Here is a 15,416-nt window from a genome sequence, read left to right on the forward strand (position 1 = left end):
ACCTCCATTCACATCTGTGACTGGAGGAGAGGTCAAAAAGGGCGGCTACCGCATCAGTTCACCCGCGTTGACGAGCAGCGACTGACCCGTGATCGCCCGGGCCCGGTCGGAGGCGAGAAAGGCCGCGGCCTGTGCGACATCGCCGTCCGTGGCCAGCTCCGGCAGTGCCATCCGCTCGGTGAGCCGCGCGAGCACCTCGTCCTCCGGGACCCCCTCGGTGTGCGCGGTGAACTGGACGTACGCCTGCACGGGCGGCCCCCACATCCAGCCGGGCAGCACCGTGTTGACCCGGATCCGGTCCGGGCCGAGCTCGCGCGCCAGCGAGTACATCGCGGAGGTCAGCGCTCCCTTGGATGCCGCGTACGCCGCCTGCCACACCTGTGTGGGCGCCGCCACCGCCGACTGCGTCCCGATGATGACGACCGAGCCGCCGCGCTCCTTCAGCCCCGGCAGACAGGCCCGGGTCATCCGCAGCGTGCCCAGCAAATTGACGTCGACGACCCCCCGCCAGGTCTCGAAGTCGGCATCCGCGAGCCCGCCGAAATAGCTGTCCCAGGCGGCGACATGGATGACCGCGTCGATCTGCCCGAAACGCTCCAGCGCGAGCGCGGCCAGCGCCTCGCACTGCGCCTCGTCGGTGATGTCCGTGGCGCGGTGGGCGGTGCGTGAACCCTCGGGGTCCATCTCGCGCGCCGACTTGGCGAGATTGGCCTCGGTGCGTGCGCCGAGGACCGCGTTGCCCCCGTCCCGTACGACGGTCGCGGCGATCTGATGGCCGAGCCCGGCCCCGACGCCGGAGACGATCACGGTCTTCCCCTGGAGCAGCATCTGGGCGCCTCCCGGCTCTGGCAGTTCTTCTGACGGAGCGTCAGAGTAGGTGCCTCCACCGGAGGAAGGAAGGGGAGCGTCGTGAGCGAGGACACTCGGTCAGAGGTGTACGCGGAGCTGGCGGGCGTCGGTCCCTACGGGGTGCGCCCCGGCCACGCCCTGATCACCATGGTCGAACCGCACCTGGGCCATGAGTACGCGTACAACCGCTGGTACGAGGACGACCACTACTACGCGGGCGCCATGGCCATGCCCTGGATGTACGCGGGGCGGCGCTGGGTCGCCACGCGGGACCTCCGACTGCTGCGCTACCCGGAGAAGTCGGCGGTCGCCCAGCCCGTCACCGCGGGCTGCTACATCTCCACGTACTGGATCACCGACGGACGCTACGCCGACCACATGAAGTGGACCGTCGGGATCAACAAGCGGCTCAACCGGGACGGCCGCGTCCACCAGGACCGTACGCACGTCTTCACCGCCTTCCAGGACCACGAGGCGACCGTCTACCGGGACGGGGCGGCCGGCCCGCGCGACTATCACGCGCTGGACCATCCGTACGCGGGCCTGGTCGTCGAGGTCATCGACGCCGAGGGGCCCGAGCAGCGGGCGGAGCTCCTCGAGTGGCTTCGTACGAAGCATCTGCCCAAGCGACTGGCCGGATCGTGCGCCGCGATGGTGACCGTCTTCCGGCCGACGCCACTGCCCGGCGACCGGATGACCTACGTGAAACAGGTCGAAGGCGTGGACACCCGGCTGACGCTGCTGTGGTTCCTCGAGGAGGACCCGAGGGAGCGCTGGGACTCTGCATTCGCAGGCCTCGACGTGGCGGTCGTCGAATCGGGGCTCGGGCGGGTGGAGCTCGTGGCTCCCTTCATCCCCACGGTCCCCGGCACCGACCGCTACGTCGATCAACTGCGCTGAGGCCGGGCGGGCTGCCTGGTGTCTTGCCGACGGCGTATAAGATATTCACTCGCCGCTAGGGCAGTTGAACAGACTCGATGAGTGCATTGCCACGCTTCGGGCCACGGAGGAAATCCGGACCCAAGTCATTGGTGAGGCCCATCCCGACACACTTCATGTCCGAGCGCTTCTCATCGAATACTTTGCAGTGGCCAATGCGGCCGAAGAATTCGACAGGATCGGCCCGCCGACTGTGGCCGCCTGCGAAGAGATCCTCGGAAATTCCTCGTTTACCACAGTGACCGCTCGCCACAATTTTGCCTACGGGCTCTACCGTTTCGGCCGGTGGGAGCAAGCGGAGTCCCTTACTCGAAGGGCTTTGTCGGATCGCGAGCGCCTACATGGTTCCGCCCGTGCGTTGACTCTGTCAGCCGCAGTCCTGTTGAGCTGGATCCTCGACGCGCGCGGACTGCTCGCGGAGTCCATCTCCATCAGGCGCCAGGTGGTGTCTGGTCAGGAGCGGGCACTGGGACCGGAACACCCGTATCTGCTCGTGAATCGAACAGGGCTGGCTGCTTGCCTCGCGGCCGCGGGCGACTTGGCTGAGGCGCAGGCCCTGGCCCGAGAGAATCTGCCTCTGTGTGAGCGTGTCCTCGGGGCGAATGACCCCGTCACGGTGGAGACGCGCAGCCTGATCGATGGCAATGGCCAACTGGACGGCCGGACAGCAACCAGCCCCCTCGGCCAGGACGGCGGACCAGTCGAGAGGGCTTGACTCGGGCTGTGGTTACGAGGTGGGTGTACCGCTCAAGTCACGCACCGCGCGGCGTGGTTCGGCCGACGTCAAGGACGAACGCCGACCACGTCTCGGCGGCGAAGTCGAGGACTCCCCTTCGAGGCTCCTTCGAATCGCGGACCGCGACTGTGGCGGCACCCACTGCCTTGACCTCCACACAATCCCCGTTGACGGCGGAGTACGAGGACTTGGTCCATTCCGTCAGCGCATCGTGCCGAATCAGCATAGTGACTCCGATGGTTGTGCCAGTTGTTGGGCCTTGTGCGCCCAGCCGCTGAGGGCAGCGGCTCTGCGGGCGACGCTACGCCGCAACATCATTGGAGACATGCGGCGTTCACCCATCTGGATGGCATATTCCATCGGGATCTTCTCAGTTGAGGTCGCGCGGGTGTATGGTGCGCGCCCCTAACCTTGTTGCTTGATCACGAGCTGCAGCTTTCCGCTACCTTGTGAATGAACTCCCGCGATTGCTCGGCGCTCAACGCCTTGGCTCGCAGGTGCTCGTACATTACGGCGTAACTCTGGACGTCGTTGGCTTTCTCCAAGTAGAGATCGCTGGTGACTCCCTCCAGGTAGACGACGCTTGCGTCCATCGCCTCGTGAAACTCAAGGATGGCGAACTTGCCGTACATGCCAGGATGTGCGCCGACGTCGTACGGCAGTACCTGCAGCGTGACGTGAGGCTGTTCACTCAACTGCGCGAGGTGGTTGAGCTGGTCAGTCATGATCTGCCGATTGCCGACGACGCGTCGCAGCAGTGCCTCATCGATCACTGCCCAGAAGCGGAGGGGGTTGACCGGGTCCGTCAGGCGATCCTGGCGCTTGAGGCGGATCTGGATGCGTTTGTCGATCTCGCTGGGCGTGGCCTCGGGCCACATCCCCTCGATCACCGCCTGCGCGTACTCACGCGTCTGCAGCAGACCGGGAACGATCAGTGATTCGTACACCCGAAGACTCGCCGCGTCGGTCTCCAGGCCGATGTAGACGCTGTACGGGATGTCACCGAAGGCGTGCCACCAGCCCTGCTGGCGGGAGTCCTTGGCCATTTGCATCAGTGAGTCCACGATCCGGTGGTCCTCGACCTCGTACACTCCGCACAGGTCGCGGACATCGCGCTGACTGATGGAACGGCGGCCGTTCTCCAGGCGGCTGATCTTCGACTGGGAGACGAGCAGACGCTCCGCCACCTCCTCGGCCGTCATGCCCTTCAGCTCTCGGAGCCGGCGCAGCTCCTGTCCCAAACGGCGTCGCCTGACGGTGGGGTTGACATTGGACGCCACGGAAACTGCACCTCCGGCTGCGTAGCTGAGCGTATCTACCGCTCAGCAGACTGCCACCAATGGTCGTGGCTGCGCTGCGAAATGGCTACACAGGCGTCATGTGCGAACGCGCGGGGCAGCGATGAGGCTGCCCCGCGCGTTCTGTGCGGCTCCCGAACCGGGTCAGTGGGGACGTCGGTGCGGCGGTTTGATGCGGCGGTTCTACCGGTGGTGCTTTTGCTGCTGCTTTGTGTCAGTGCGCGGCGACGCGGGCCATGGTTCCGCGGCGCGGTTGCATCGCCGCCACGGCTGCCGGCTGCCTGGTGCCGTTCACCGCGGTGGGATTACGGCGCGGCTGAGCGGCCACACCGTTCTGGACGTCCATCACGGCGTGCGCCACGAGGCCGCCCATCGGGTCGTGCCTGATGAGATCCCGCAGACGGGACCTCGAGGAACGCCCCTCGTTGCCGGGGTACAGGTGCTTGCCGAGTCCGACCGCGTGGGCCAGTGCGGCGAGCGCCGCGGTCCGCGGGTCCGGCGGTACGCCGGTGCGGATCGCACTGTCCAGCCGGGCCCTGATGTCCCGGCTGATCGCCGTGTCCGTCGCCTGGTAGCGAGTCGTCGGCAGCACTCCGCACATCTGGCCCGCCACGGCATGCACCATGCCGCACCGCTCCAGATGCGAGAGGTAAATCTGGCGCAGCCCCAGTCGGGGCCCGCCAATCCAGTGGACGGCCCGGACCGGGCTGCCGCGTCTGCGCAGCAGTTCCAGTGCGGAGTCCAAAGTCGGATCTCCGGTCGGCCGTGGCATCACCACGGCGATACGATCCCCGTCTGGGGCTATCCGTCCTGCCAGAGCCAGCTCTACTAGCTGGGCTCCGGCCAGGCCGAGGTCGAGCGACTGCGGCTGCGCTGTGGTACCCGTGGCCGGGTCCAGAGCGAGCAGCAGAAGCTCCTCCGGAAGTGTTCTGCGGCTCCTGCCCATCCATGCCTCCCCGCGTGGATGTACGACAGGGTGACCCCTCTCACATTGGTCTGTCGAGAGCGCCTGGGTGCTTTCTGAGGGAACCGGCAGGTATGTCGTTCTCGTCTAGGCCCGGGAGCAGGGCTCTCACACAGGACACTGGTAGATGGTTCGGACAACACGGGCTGTCGCGTGAGGATGCCTGTGAGTACGTACGTATGGCCCAGGAACGCATGACGCATGACTCATGGAGGAGGCACGGTGGCGGGCGAGTCCCCCGACAAGTCGGAGCAGCGGAAGTCGTCGGGGGAGACGACTCCGGGTGAGCGCGACCCGCGCCTCGCCGTGTTCCGACAGGCATCTCCGGGGGCGACGGCTCCCCAGGTGGACCAGGCGACGGCGGTCTTCAAGCTGCCGGCGGAACGGACGGCCTCCGAGCCTGAGGCGGAGCCGGGCACGGAGTCGGGTTCCGTGGCGAACGACGCGAGGCTGCGGGCCGCGGTGGCGGCGTGGGTGGCCGGCGACGGGGGCGACGCGCCGGACGAGGAGGCGGCTCCGGCTGCGGAGGACGCGCAGGCCGCTCCGGTTGCCGACGCCGACGATGCGGACGCTGATGAGACCCCGGTGGCGGAGGACTCGGACGCCGAGGTGTCGGACGCGGACGAAGCTCCGGTCCGGGATGACGCGGACGAGGGCAAGGCTCCGGTTGCCGCGGACGCGGACGGAGAGGCCCCTCCGGTCGCCGAAGACGCGGACGTCGATGTTCCGGATGCCGAGGAGCGCGAGGAGGCGCCTGAGGGCGACGAGGACGCGTCCGCAGACGCAAAGTCCACGCCTGCTGAGCCCGAGCCCGCGGCGGCCGACGAGGCCGACGAGGCCCCGGACGTACAGCCCGAGGCCGACGCGGACCCCGAGCCCGAGCCCGACCCCGACGACGAACCCGACCCCGACGACGAGCCCGACGACGAAGCCACCGCCGCATCCGCCGAGGAAGACGCCAAGGACGACGCCGACGCGCCCGCCGCGAAGCCCGGCACCAAGCCGTCCGGCAAGGGCGAGGGCAAGGGCGAGGGCAAGCACGAGGGCAAGCGCGAGGACGAGGGCAAGCCCGAAGCCACCCCACCCCCCACCGAATCCGCGGAAGCAAACGCCCCGGCCAAGCCCCCCGTCGATCAGCCCACCGCCGTCTTCAAGGCCCCCCGGCGGCCCGCCGTCGACCAGCCCACCACCGCGCTCAAGGTGTCCCCGGAGCCCCGCCCCGAGGCCCCCGCCGAGCGGATCAGCACCTTCGTGCCGCTGCGGACTGAGGACGTACGGACGCCGCCCGCCCCGAGCAAGCCCGAAGCAGCCGCATCGGAGTCCGCGCCCGCCTCGCTCACCGAGGCCGAGCGGACCAAGCAGCAGCCCATGCCCCCGCTGCCGCCGCTCGATCTTCTCGCCGAGCTCACGAACACCCCGCCGCCGCCCCAGACGCCCGTCCGCACCGTCATGCGGCGGATCAAGATCTGGACGCCGCTCGTCGTTCTGCTCCTGATCATCTTTGCGGTCGTACAGGCTCTGCGTCCGCTCCCGGACCCCACGCTCTCGCTGTCCGCCAAGCCCACCTTCACCTTCGAGGGCGGAAAGCTGAACATGCCGTGGCCGGGCGAGGGGCAGGGCGCGGTCGAGGTCGAGGGTGTCGGCAGCATCGGCACGTACGGCGCGCAGAAGCCCGCGCCGATCGCGAGCGTCGCGAAGACGATGACGGCGTACGTGATCCTCCAGGAGCACCCGATCTCCGGGAAGCAGGTCGGCGAGAAGATCACCGTCGATCAGAAGGCGGAGGACGAGTCCAGGATCGACGACGAGTCGACCGCTCAGATCTCCAAGGGGCAGCAGTTCACCGAGAAGCAGATGCTTCAGCTGCTGATGATCCCGTCCGGGAACAACGCCGCGCGTCTCCTCGCCCGCTGGGACTCCACGTCCGAGGCCGAGTTCGTCAAGAAGATGAACGCCGCCGCCAAGAAGCTGGGCATGACCGACACCACCTACACGGACCCGAGCGGCCTGAAGGCCACCACCGTGTCCACCCCGCAGGACCAGCTCAAGCTGGCCAGGGCGGTGCTGCAGAACGACATCTTCCGCGCCATCGTCGACACGCCCAACATCACCATCCCGGGCATCGAAGGGCGGATCGAGAACAACAACACGATCCTCCTCGAGCCGGGCGTGAGCGGCATCAAGACCGGCTCGTCGACCCCGGCCGGAGGCAATCTCCTGTGGACAGCCAACACGGTCGTCGACGGCCAGAAGCGCCGGATCGTCGGCGCGGTGATGGGCGCCCAGAACGCGACGCTGCTGCACGAGAAGCTGAAGCTGGCGGTCAAGACGTACAGCCTCAACCTGATCAAGGCCGCTCAGGAGGGCGTCACGTCGGCGACCGTCATCAAGAAGGGTGAGGTCGTCGGCCATATCGACGACGGCCTCGGCGGCCGGGTGGCCGTTGTCGCCACGAAGGACCTCAAGGCGGTCGGCTGGGCCGGTCTCCAGGTCCAGATCGCGATCAACGACGCCGGCAACAAGATCCCGCACAGCGCGAAGGCGGGCACGGTCGTCGGCCAGGTCTCCGTCGGCTCGGGCACGGGCAAGGTGAACGCCCCGGTCGCGCTCCAGCGGGACCTGGCGGAACCTGGATTCGGCGACAAGCTGACCCGGCTCGGCTAGGTCAGCGCCCAGACACGTCACGTCACGCGGGCGTCCCGAGATGACGGGGCGCCCGCGTGCTAGCGTCCCGGGGCAACTTCAAGGTGCCCGGACGGCGTCCTTGAACATGAACAGCAGCAAAAAGCACGTCGGAGGTAGGCAGGCCGGGGGACCACGGCACAGCCGGGGAAGACGGAGAGAGCCGCAGTGACCACCGCTGAGCCGACACAGGCGGACGGCAGCAGCCCCGACACCGGGCTGCGAATACGTCTGCCCGCGCCCGGCCGCACCGAGCCCGGTCCCCTCGCCGACCTGCGGGACCGGCTGTCTCGTCACCCCGTGCTTCTGGCGACGGCTCTCGCCGCGCTCACCCATCTGATCTGGTTCCTCTTCTTCGCCAACAGCGGCGGCGACATCGCGGCCCAGGACGCCTGGGCCGAGTTCGTCGGACGCCATCCCGACTCGGCGTACAACCTCGCCTGGTACGGCGGGATGCACCCGGTCTCGTACAGCGTCGTCTCGCCGTATCTGATGTCGCTGATCGGCGTCCGGTCGACGATGATGGTCGCCGGTACGGTCTCGGCCGCGCTGACCGCGCTGATCCTGGTCCGTGTCCGTGCCGTCCGCAATCCCGTGGCCTGCGCGCTGGCCGGGGTCTTCGCCTTCCTCTGCAACGCGCTGTCCGGCCGGGTGACCTTCGGCCTCGGCATGATGTTCGCGCTCGGCGCGGTCGCCGCGGTCTTCTGCTGGCCGCACAAGTGGCGGATGAAACGCTGGGCGAAGGCGGCGGTGGCCGCCCCGCTCGCGGGTATCGCCACCGCGTCGAGTCCGGTCGCCGGTCTGTTCCTCGGAGTGGTCGCGGCGGCGCTGTTCCTGAACCGGCGACGTCCCGGCGCGTACGCCCTCGGTCTGGCCCCGGTTGCCGTCGTGGCGCTGTCCTCGTTGCTGTTCCCCTTCTCCGGTACGCAGCCGATGTCGTTCTGGTCGACCTCGCTCCCCTTCCTCTTCGGGGTCCTCGTCTTCGTCCTCGTACCCAAGGAGTGGCTGACGGTCCGCGTGGCGGCGGCCGTCTACACCCTGGGCACGCTGCTGACCTGGCTGATCGATTCGCAGATCGGCTCGAACGTCTCGCGGCTCCCGATGCTCTTCGCGGGTGTGGTGCTGCTGGCGGCGCTGCCGTACACGGTGCCGAAGTCCCGTAAGTGGTACGCGCTCGTCCTCGCCTTCGCGGGCCTGAACTTCTGGATCGGCTTCAAGGCCGTGGACGACATGGTGCGTACGGCCCCGGCCGCGTCCTGGAGCCGGGAGCTCGCGCCGCTGGTCAACCGGCTCCAGCAGGTACGCGCCGAGCGCGGCCGGGTCGAGGTGGTCCCCGCCAGCAGCCACCGGGAGGCGTCCGCGCTCGCGCCGTACGTCAATCTGGCCCGCGGCTGGAACCGCCAGGCCGACATGAAGCGCAATCCGCTCTTCTACGACGACGACAGGACGCTGACCGCAGCCGGCTACCGCGCCTGGCTCGACCGGTGGGCGGTCCACTACGTGGTGCTGCCCAAGGGCTCGCCCGACTCCAGCGGCGCGAAGCAGGAGGCGGAGCTGGTGCGTGAGGGCCAGCCGTATCTGACGCGGATCTGGAGCGACGAGAACTGGCAGCTGTTCCAGGTGAAGGACCCGATGCCGCTGGCCGACCCGCCGGCGACCGTGGACCGGGCGGGTGCGGGCGAGCTCACGATCCAGGTGAAGACGGCGGGCCGGGTGCTGATCCGGATCCCGTACTCGCCGTGGCTGAGCATCGTCGACGAGCACGGCAAGAAGGTGAAGGGCCCGCAGGAGACGGAGGCGTCGAAGAAGCGGGACGACGAGGACGAGCCGAAGACCTTCGTCAATCGCCACGGCTGTCTGTTCAAGGCGCAGGAGGACTCGGAGGGCGACGAGTGGACCGAACTGCTCGCGCCCGCGCCGGGGGTGTACCGCTTGGCGGCTCCGTACCAGCTGCCGCGTGGCACTCAGTGCCCTGATGAGCTCCGCTGACCCCCCTTACCGGCGTTAACACCTACCTCGGTCTGTCGTGCTGATGCATAGTGGACAGCCTTGACCTACCGAGCAGTTGGTCTACTGGTTCAGGTGTGACATGGCGTGCGAACGATGCGGGGGCGACAGTAGAGGCTCGCTGCCCGGAATGAGATGCCCGAAGTGCGGAACACGGGCAATGGGTGGGGTATGGGTGGCCCGCGAGACACTGGCGGGTCGTGTCTCCCTCCTCTCCCGTACGGGAAAGATCCTGCTGGCGGGGGGAGTTGTCCTGACCGCGTTCGCCGTGGTCGTCTCGGCGGTCACGCTGTACGGAGGTGACTCGGCCGCGACCGAGGCGAACGCGTCCGACGACGCGGACTTCGACCCGGGCGACTTCGGCGGCGCGCCGCAGCGCATCGTCCCCACGGCACTGCCCGGCACCTCCCCGAGCGCGTCGTCGACATCCAAGCCCGCCCCGAGCCCGAGCGGCTCCGCCACGAAGAAGCCGGCCACGCCGAAAGCCCCGGCCCGGCCCTCGTACTCCGCCTGGGCGGGCCCGGGGTGCACCGGCGGCGGCCTCTACCGCGAGACCGGCCGCTTCAGCGACGGCTTCGACGGCTGGTACACGGTGAACATCGGCGGCCACAAGGGCGACGGCTGCGACGGCCGCTTCAGCGCGGTGCCGATGTCGGGCAGCGACACCAAGGACAGCGGCGGCAGGGCGACCTGGTCGTGGTACGTGGGCAGCGGATACACGACGTGCTCGGTGGCCGTCGTCATCCCGGAGGCCAACCGCGACCAGGACGTGGCGGGCGACCCGACGACGTACCGGGTACTGGCCGACCCGGACGACGAGGACAGCGCGATCAAGTCCTTCGAGATCGACCAGACGTCACTGCGGGGCCGCGGCCTGATCGTCGAGAAGATCCCGGTCACCAACCAGCAGCTGGCGGTGCAGCTGGTGGACCGCGGCAAGGACTGGGGCAGCGACGAACGCGACGGCGCGCACCACGCGGCGGCCCAGATGCGGGCGATCTGCCGCGCCTGAGGCGGTCAATCGTGCGGGGCAGTGGCAGTGGCAGCGGCAGTGGCCGCCTTCACGGCCTCGTCGCAGGCGTCGCACGTCAGCCGGTCCCACCGGGGCGCATGCCACAAGGTGGGATCGGGAGCCGTGTGCACGGCCTTCTCCATCCCGGCCGCCGGACGCCCGCACATGGTCCGCGCCTCGTCCCAGTGCTCATCACCCGGCCCCGGCCAGTGAACGGCGTGCACACGGACGGGCTGGCGTATGTCGTGCCCGCTGGGACCGAAGTGGTCCAGCTCCTGCGCTGCGTCCTGTATCGCGGTGGCGTACTGACTCATGGGCAGACCCTAGGCCCGAACGGCCGTCCGGGAGAGGGGAATGCAGACCCTTTCTGATGCGATCAACCGGCCTCGTCCAGGAGCAGGTACAACAGCCCGACCAGGCTGCCGCCGCTGACGATCTCCCGGCGGTCGATCAGGCCGCGGATCTCCCGCAGCGGGATCCACTCGATCCGGTCCGACTCGTTCATCTCTGTGGGCGGGCCCGCGTACGTGGCTCCGTCGGCGCGGAAGACATGGTGCTCGGAGTCGGTGATGCCGTTCGCGGGCTGCGCGTACACCAGGGGCTTCATGGCCTTCACCCGCCAGCCGGTCTCCTCCTCGACCTCCCGCGAGGCGGTCTGCTGAGGCGTCTCGTCCGCCTCGATGAGGCCCATGGGCAGCTCCCACCCCCAGGTGTCGGTGATGAACCGGTGCCGCCACATCATCAGTACGCGCTTGCGCTCGTCGACCACGGCGGCGACCGCCAGATGCCGCATCCGTACGACGTGATGCTCGAATCGGTGGCCGTCCGGCTGCTGGACGTCCGTGAGCCAGAGGTTGACCCACGGGTTGCTGTAGATCTGCCGTTCGCCATGGACGGTCCACTGCACGAGCCCAACTCCCATTTCCAGTACTCCGAACGGCTCTGCGTGATCTGCCCTGGGGGTCATCACTCGCTGCCTGTGCGTAATACATCGGAAGCGGAGAGTAGCGGGTCGGGTTAGCGTGGCGTCAACCGTTGTGTGATCGTCGGTCCGCTCCGCGCTGTCCTTGCCGCGGAGCGGGCTGCCATGGCCGAAGAGGGTATGCCCATGCACTTCGTTTCCAGCCGCACTCGCCTGAGCAGGGCCTTCGTAGCGACGTGCGGGGTATCGGCGCTGCTGCTCGCCGCGTCCGCCACGGCGGGCTCCGGTGCCGCTGCCGCCGAGCCGGATGGCCCCGGGGGTGACCCCTCCCGTGGGGGCGCGGTCATCACGGTGACGACCGCCAAGGTCGGCGCGCCCGGTAATCCTTCGGTGGGCGTAGTCCCGTTCACGGACGCCATCTACCAGTCGTGCGACGACGCCCCGCAGACGCCGAGTGGCTGTCTGACGGTCGGCGGCGTCAGGTATCCCTACGAGATCGGGCAGCTCGAAGTCACCGTCGAACAGTGGGTGGCGTTCCTGAACACGGTCGATCCCGAGGGGCGCAATCGCCTTGATCTCTATGACGAGACCGAGAGCTCGTCGGCGTGGCCGAAGTACGGCCAGATCAATCTCTCCGCCGGTGCCGGCAACGGCCGCCACTACTCGGTGGCTTTTCCGGAATGGGCGAACAAGCCGTACGGTTTCGCGAACTTCCTGAGGGCGGCGCGCTTCGTCAACTCGCTCTACAACGGTCGACTGATCTCCAAGCAGTCCAGCAGCAACGGTGACTTCAACTACGTCACCTACCGGGTCAGGCTGTCGTCGCGGACCGAGCGCGGAATGTACGACCTCGCCCGGCGGAATGCGACCCGAGCCCATGATTCCGGCTTCGTCGTGCCGAGCCAGGACGAGTGGATCAAGGCGGCCTATTACGACCCGAACGGCGGCGGCACCTACTCCTACTGGAAGTACCCGACCAACCCGGGAGTCTTCGGCGACGACGACGCGACCGCACCCAACCCCACCGTCCTCAACCCCACCACCGGCGATGTCACCAACGCGGCGAACCAACCACTGGCCTCGTACCACGCTTCTGACCAGCCGGCACCGAGCTGGTGCCCGGCGCAGCTGCAGCCCGTCGCCTGCTCCACCGTCAACCCGATCGGGCTGGACCCCATCACGTATGCCGATCTCTACCTGGGCAGCCTCAGCACGGCCGGCCAGGCGAAGACCACCTCGCCGTGGGGCACCCTCGACCAGGGCGGCAACGCGGTCGAGTGGACCGACACCATCACGGCGCCCCCCTCCGGACGGAACTCCGCGCGGGTCTGGCGGCGGCTGCACGGCGGAGTCTCCAACGCGCCGGCCTTCCAGATGTGGCCCTCGGCGGTCGGACTGCAACCGCAGGACAACGTGTTCTACAACCACACCTATCCGTGGCTGGGCATCCGGATCGGAGTGATCGGCGACCTGGGGCTCGGCAGGTCCTGAGCCCCCGGCGCACGGTGGTGCGTACGCCACCGCTGCAAGCCGGAAGCCCTCCCGCCCTGCTGCTGGGCGGGAGGGCCTCTGAACTGCTGTCCCAGACCGTCTCCGTGCGTGCCTTCAGCTCGATCCGTACTTCTGCAGGCCGGCCTGGACATCGTCGAAGGTCATCACCGGCACGATGCTCACCTTGGCACCGAGCTCCTGGAAGAACGGTTCGGCGACGGTGGGGATGTCGGACGCCTCCTTCAGGTCGAAGACGATGTACCCGGTACGCATCCCGTCCTGCGCCCCGAAGTACACAGCCTCCGGTTTGACCCGGTCCAGCACCGACTTCATGGTCTGCGGCAACGTTTTGCCCGTGATCGCCTTGTTCGCCTTCTCGGTGTCCATCTCGACGGTCAGCAACACCCTCATGCTCTTCCACCTTTCGTTGGCGCGTCGGCACACCTGTGCCCACCAGCCGATCGTCGTCGCGATCCCGGGCCTGCGCATCCGGGGCGGGCCAGTGGGGCGGGTCGGGCGCCGCGCTCTTCGTGCGGGTGCCGGTGCGGAGCCGGACGGACGCGACCGATCGGGCGGCATTGCGCGTGGGTGTCGGGCGCGTCGGCGGGGTGGCCCGGTTGTGAGTTGTATTCATGGTCCTTAGATGATGTTTCATCACTAAATCACCCGCTCATTCCAAAGGGGGCGCACTGTGCGCCGTTTCATGGCTCTGAGGCTGGGCGCGGTCGCCGGCCTGACCGCGGTCCTCACCGGCCTTCCGATCGCGGATGCCGCCGCGGCCGCTTCCAGCAACTTCGGCACGGGAGGTGACGGCCAGGTCATCAACTTGCTCGCGCGCCTGACGTCGCGTACCGACCTCGACCTGGGCGACCCGGGCTTCGATCAGGGTGACGAGGAGGTGTTCACCGACGACCTCCTGCGTGACAGCGTCAAGGTCGGCCACGACGGGGGCGTTTGCACGGTTCTCACCGTCGAACCGGACGGTTCGAGCGAGTCGCAGTGCGCGGCCACGTTCTCGCTGCCCGGGGGGCAGATCGCGGCTCAGGGGCTGATCCGGCTGCCCGCCACCGGGCAGGCCGAGTTCGACATCGCGATCACCGGTGGCACCGGGAAGTACCGAAAGGCCCGCGGCCACATCAGTGGAACCTTCCTGAACGCCACGGACACCGAACTCGCCATCCACGTGACTCACTGAGAACAGGCGTTGGCGCTTCGAACGAGCCGGTCCGTTGAAAGGCCCCCAACCGTGACCGGTTGGGGGTCTTTTCGCTGGGAGCGGGAGGAACCCGGCTGATCTGTTCTGCGGCACCGTGTCAAGTGCGCCTGCCCAGGCCGGATCAAAGGCCGAGCAGGCTCACGATCGACTGCTGATCCTTCGGCGCTCCGGGCGGCCTTTGCCAGCTGACGAGGCCGGCAGATATCAGGCCGCCGCCGACGGCCATCGCCCAAGCGATGCCGCGCTGCCGGCGGGCGACCGTGTCAGGGCGACCTGGCGTGGCCAGCACCAGGACGGAGTTGGCGGCGAAAAGGCCTACACTGCCTCGCGCTCTGTCGAGCCAACCCTCTTGCCGTTCACGAAACGCCGGCGCCTGTGCGGCCGAGCGCGTGTTGGAACCACGCGTAGCGGTCCGGCCCAGGCGCGGGCGAGTGCACCTCGAGGAGATCGGGAACCGGTTACGGTGACGGGCATGTCTGACACCGGCTTCTGGACCTTCCCGCCCGACCGCATAACCCGTGGCAGCGGCGTCCGCTACGAACTGACCGTCCTACACCCGCCGTTCACGGTCGAGGTCGACGACCTTCCGCCCAACGACCCGGAGCGCGCCGCGGAGTTCGCTCGCTCCCTGGGCACGATCGACTACGTGATCGCAGACCTCGGCCCCCGTAAGCAGAGCGACACGATTACGGTCGCCACGAGAGCTGATCTGGACCTCGTGCAGGCGGGGGCGTGGGGGAACCTCGTGTCGATCTCCGATCCGGCGTTCGCGGACGACGGCAACGACATGCCGCTTCTGGCGGAGGCCACTCGGCTGCGGGAGCGCTTCCCCGACGCACGCATCGTGGGCCGGGTAGAGGTGCACTGCGGTGCCGAGCACACCGAAGACCTCGTGTGGCTGCCGGACGGCACCATGTTCCATGCCTGTGGCTGGCCCGGTGACGAACCGTTCGTCGTGACCGGCGACCCGCAGGCGGTGATGTCCGCTCTCGGGATCACGACGGAAGTCCTCGAAGACCTCGACGTGTACTTCGACCTGGACGACGAACCGAATCAGAACGACTGGGGCGCCCTCGCCACGGCCTGTCTCGCCGGCGCGGACCCGTGGGGGAGGGCCGACCTGGACGCCTCCTCACTGCGGGTGCGGCACAGCGAGCACGCCACCAGCCACATGGAAGCCCTGTACCTCAGCGACTGATTGCACCTCAACTTCCCTTTCCAGAAGCCGGGTTGACACGCCGACACGGCCTTAACCGTTCTTTGCCTGTCGGCGGATCGGTCTAGGGTGAACGGGCGACGC

The 15,416-nt window shown here is 68.3% G+C and carries 15 protein-coding genes; 8 read left to right on the plus strand and 7 right to left on the minus strand.

Annotated features, from left to right (window positions below; genetic code table 11):
• Nucleotides 1–45 precede the first annotated feature (45 nt).
• Nucleotides 46–828: an SDR family oxidoreductase gene (locus OG905_RS23125; RefSeq protein ID WP_328676666.1), complete on the minus strand. Its 783-nt coding sequence runs from the start codon at nucleotides 826–828 to the stop codon at nucleotides 46–48.
• An 81-nt stretch (nucleotides 829–909) separates the two neighbouring features.
• On the opposite strand from OG905_RS23125, the gene OG905_RS23130 reads away from it, so the two are divergent.
• Together OG905_RS23130 and OG905_RS23135 are read left to right on the plus strand one after the other, a co-directional pair.
• Nucleotides 910–1,749: a hypothetical protein gene (locus OG905_RS23130; RefSeq protein WP_328676667.1), complete on the plus strand. Its 840-nt coding sequence runs from the start codon at nucleotides 910–912 to the stop codon at nucleotides 1,747–1,749.
• Between the two features lie 64 nt (nucleotides 1,750–1,813).
• Nucleotides 1,814–2,503, plus strand: a complete 690-nt coding sequence (locus OG905_RS23135; RefSeq protein WP_328676669.1) for a tetratricopeptide repeat protein — start codon at nucleotides 1,814–1,816, stop codon at nucleotides 2,501–2,503.
• Between the two features lie 37 nt (nucleotides 2,504–2,540).
• Here OG905_RS23135 and OG905_RS23140 read toward each other — a convergent pair whose 3' ends face one another.
• The 3 genes from OG905_RS23140 to OG905_RS23150 all read right to left on the minus strand — a co-directional run bounded on the left by OG905_RS23140 (nucleotide 2,541) and on the right by OG905_RS23150 (nucleotide 4,768).
• A complete protein-coding gene (locus OG905_RS23140) occupies nucleotides 2,541–2,750 on the minus strand; it encodes a DUF397 domain-containing protein (RefSeq protein WP_328676671.1) in 210 nt (69 codons plus the stop codon).
• A gap of 196 nt (nucleotides 2,751–2,946) precedes the next feature.
• Complete coding sequence (locus OG905_RS23145; protein ID WP_328676673.1) at nucleotides 2,947–3,804, minus strand: helix-turn-helix domain-containing protein; 858 nt, start codon at nucleotides 3,802–3,804, stop codon at nucleotides 2,947–2,949.
• A 232-nt stretch (nucleotides 3,805–4,036) separates the two neighbouring features.
• Nucleotides 4,037–4,768 carry a GOLPH3/VPS74 family protein gene (locus OG905_RS23150; protein ID WP_328676674.1) on the minus strand — a complete coding sequence of 244 codons (732 nt, stop codon included), beginning with the start codon at nucleotides 4,766–4,768 and terminating at the stop codon, nucleotides 4,037–4,039.
• A 219-nt stretch (nucleotides 4,769–4,987) separates the two neighbouring features.
• On the opposite strand from OG905_RS23150, the gene OG905_RS23155 reads away from it, so the two are divergent.
• The 3 genes from OG905_RS23155 to OG905_RS23165 all read left to right on the plus strand — a co-directional run bounded on the left by OG905_RS23155 (nucleotide 4,988) and on the right by OG905_RS23165 (nucleotide 10,487).
• The gene (locus tag OG905_RS23155) at nucleotides 4,988–7,450 is read left to right on the plus strand and encodes a serine hydrolase (RefSeq protein WP_328676677.1); all 2,463 of its coding nucleotides are present in this window, start codon (nucleotides 4,988–4,990) and stop codon (nucleotides 7,448–7,450) included.
• 186 nt (nucleotides 7,451–7,636) lie between these two features.
• Nucleotides 7,637–9,457: an MFS transporter gene (locus tag OG905_RS23160; RefSeq protein WP_328676680.1), complete on the plus strand. Its 1,821-nt coding sequence runs from the start codon at nucleotides 7,637–7,639 to the stop codon at nucleotides 9,455–9,457.
• Nucleotides 9,458–9,650: 193 nt separating this feature from the next.
• Entirely contained in the window at nucleotides 9,651–10,487 is an 837-nt protein-coding gene (locus OG905_RS23165; protein ID WP_328676682.1) for an adhesin, read from the plus strand.
• Between the two features lie 5 nt (nucleotides 10,488–10,492).
• Here OG905_RS23165 and OG905_RS23170 read toward each other — a convergent pair whose 3' ends face one another.
• Entirely contained in the window at nucleotides 10,493–10,801 is a 309-nt protein-coding gene (locus OG905_RS23170) for a hypothetical protein (protein WP_328676684.1), read from the minus strand.
• Nucleotides 10,802–10,863: 62 nt separating this feature from the next.
• Nucleotides 10,864–11,394: an NUDIX hydrolase gene (locus OG905_RS23175; RefSeq protein WP_328682548.1), complete on the minus strand. Its 531-nt coding sequence runs from the start codon at nucleotides 11,392–11,394 to the stop codon at nucleotides 10,864–10,866.
• A gap of 201 nt (nucleotides 11,395–11,595) precedes the next feature.
• On the opposite strand from OG905_RS23175, the gene OG905_RS23180 reads away from it, so the two are divergent.
• Nucleotides 11,596–12,900 (plus strand): hypothetical protein, encoded by a 1,305-nt coding sequence (locus tag OG905_RS23180; protein WP_328676685.1) that lies wholly within the window; start codon nucleotides 11,596–11,598, stop codon nucleotides 12,898–12,900.
• A 114-nt stretch (nucleotides 12,901–13,014) separates the two neighbouring features.
• Here the strand turns inward: OG905_RS23180 and OG905_RS23185 are convergent, their stop codons facing one another.
• Complete coding sequence (locus tag OG905_RS23185; RefSeq protein WP_328676687.1) at nucleotides 13,015–13,311, minus strand: DUF3303 family protein; 297 nt, start codon at nucleotides 13,309–13,311, stop codon at nucleotides 13,015–13,017.
• Nucleotides 13,312–13,603: 292 nt separating this feature from the next.
• Here OG905_RS23185 and OG905_RS23190 point away from each other — a divergent pair, with 292 nt between their 5' ends.
• Nucleotides 13,604–14,095, plus strand: a complete 492-nt coding sequence (locus OG905_RS23190; RefSeq protein WP_328676688.1) for an allene oxide cyclase barrel-like domain-containing protein — start codon at nucleotides 13,604–13,606, stop codon at nucleotides 14,093–14,095.
• 493 nt (nucleotides 14,096–14,588) lie between these two features.
• On the plus strand, nucleotides 14,589–15,314 hold the full coding sequence (locus OG905_RS23195) for a DUF6333 family protein (protein ID WP_328676689.1): 726 nt from the start codon (nucleotides 14,589–14,591) through the stop codon (nucleotides 15,312–15,314).
• The last annotated feature ends 102 nt before the right edge of the window (nucleotides 15,315–15,416 follow it).

Source organism: Streptomyces sp. NBC_00322 (genome assembly GCF_036147535.1).
Lineage (GTDB): Bacteria > Actinomycetota > Actinomycetes > Streptomycetales > Streptomycetaceae > Streptomyces.

Excerpts from the sequence above, each read along its gene's own strand:
- OG905_RS23125 (WP_328676666.1), bottom strand. The coding sequence starts at position 828 with ATGCTGCTCCAGGGGAAGACCGTGATCGTCTCCGGCGTCGGGGCCGGG.
- OG905_RS23140 (WP_328676671.1), bottom strand. The coding sequence starts at position 2,750 with ATGCTGATTCGGCACGATGCGCTGACGGAATGGACCAAGTCCTCGTAC.
- OG905_RS23150 (WP_328676674.1), bottom strand. The coding sequence starts at position 4,768 with ATGGGCAGGAGCCGCAGAACACTTCCGGAGGAGCTTCTGCTGCTCGCT.
- OG905_RS23155 (WP_328676677.1), top strand. The coding sequence starts at position 4,988 with ATGACTCATGGAGGAGGCACGGTGGCGGGCGAGTCCCCCGACAAGTCG.
- OG905_RS23170 (WP_328676684.1), bottom strand. The coding sequence starts at position 10,801 with ATGAGTCAGTACGCCACCGCGATACAGGACGCAGCGCAGGAGCTGGAC.
- OG905_RS23180 (WP_328676685.1), top strand. The coding sequence starts at position 11,596 with ATGCACTTCGTTTCCAGCCGCACTCGCCTGAGCAGGGCCTTCGTAGCG.
- OG905_RS23185 (WP_328676687.1), bottom strand. The coding sequence starts at position 13,311 with ATGAGGGTGTTGCTGACCGTCGAGATGGACACCGAGAAGGCGAACAAG.
- OG905_RS23190 (WP_328676688.1), top strand. The coding sequence starts at position 13,604 with ATGGCTCTGAGGCTGGGCGCGGTCGCCGGCCTGACCGCGGTCCTCACC.
- OG905_RS23195 (WP_328676689.1), top strand. The coding sequence starts at position 14,589 with ATGTCTGACACCGGCTTCTGGACCTTCCCGCCCGACCGCATAACCCGT.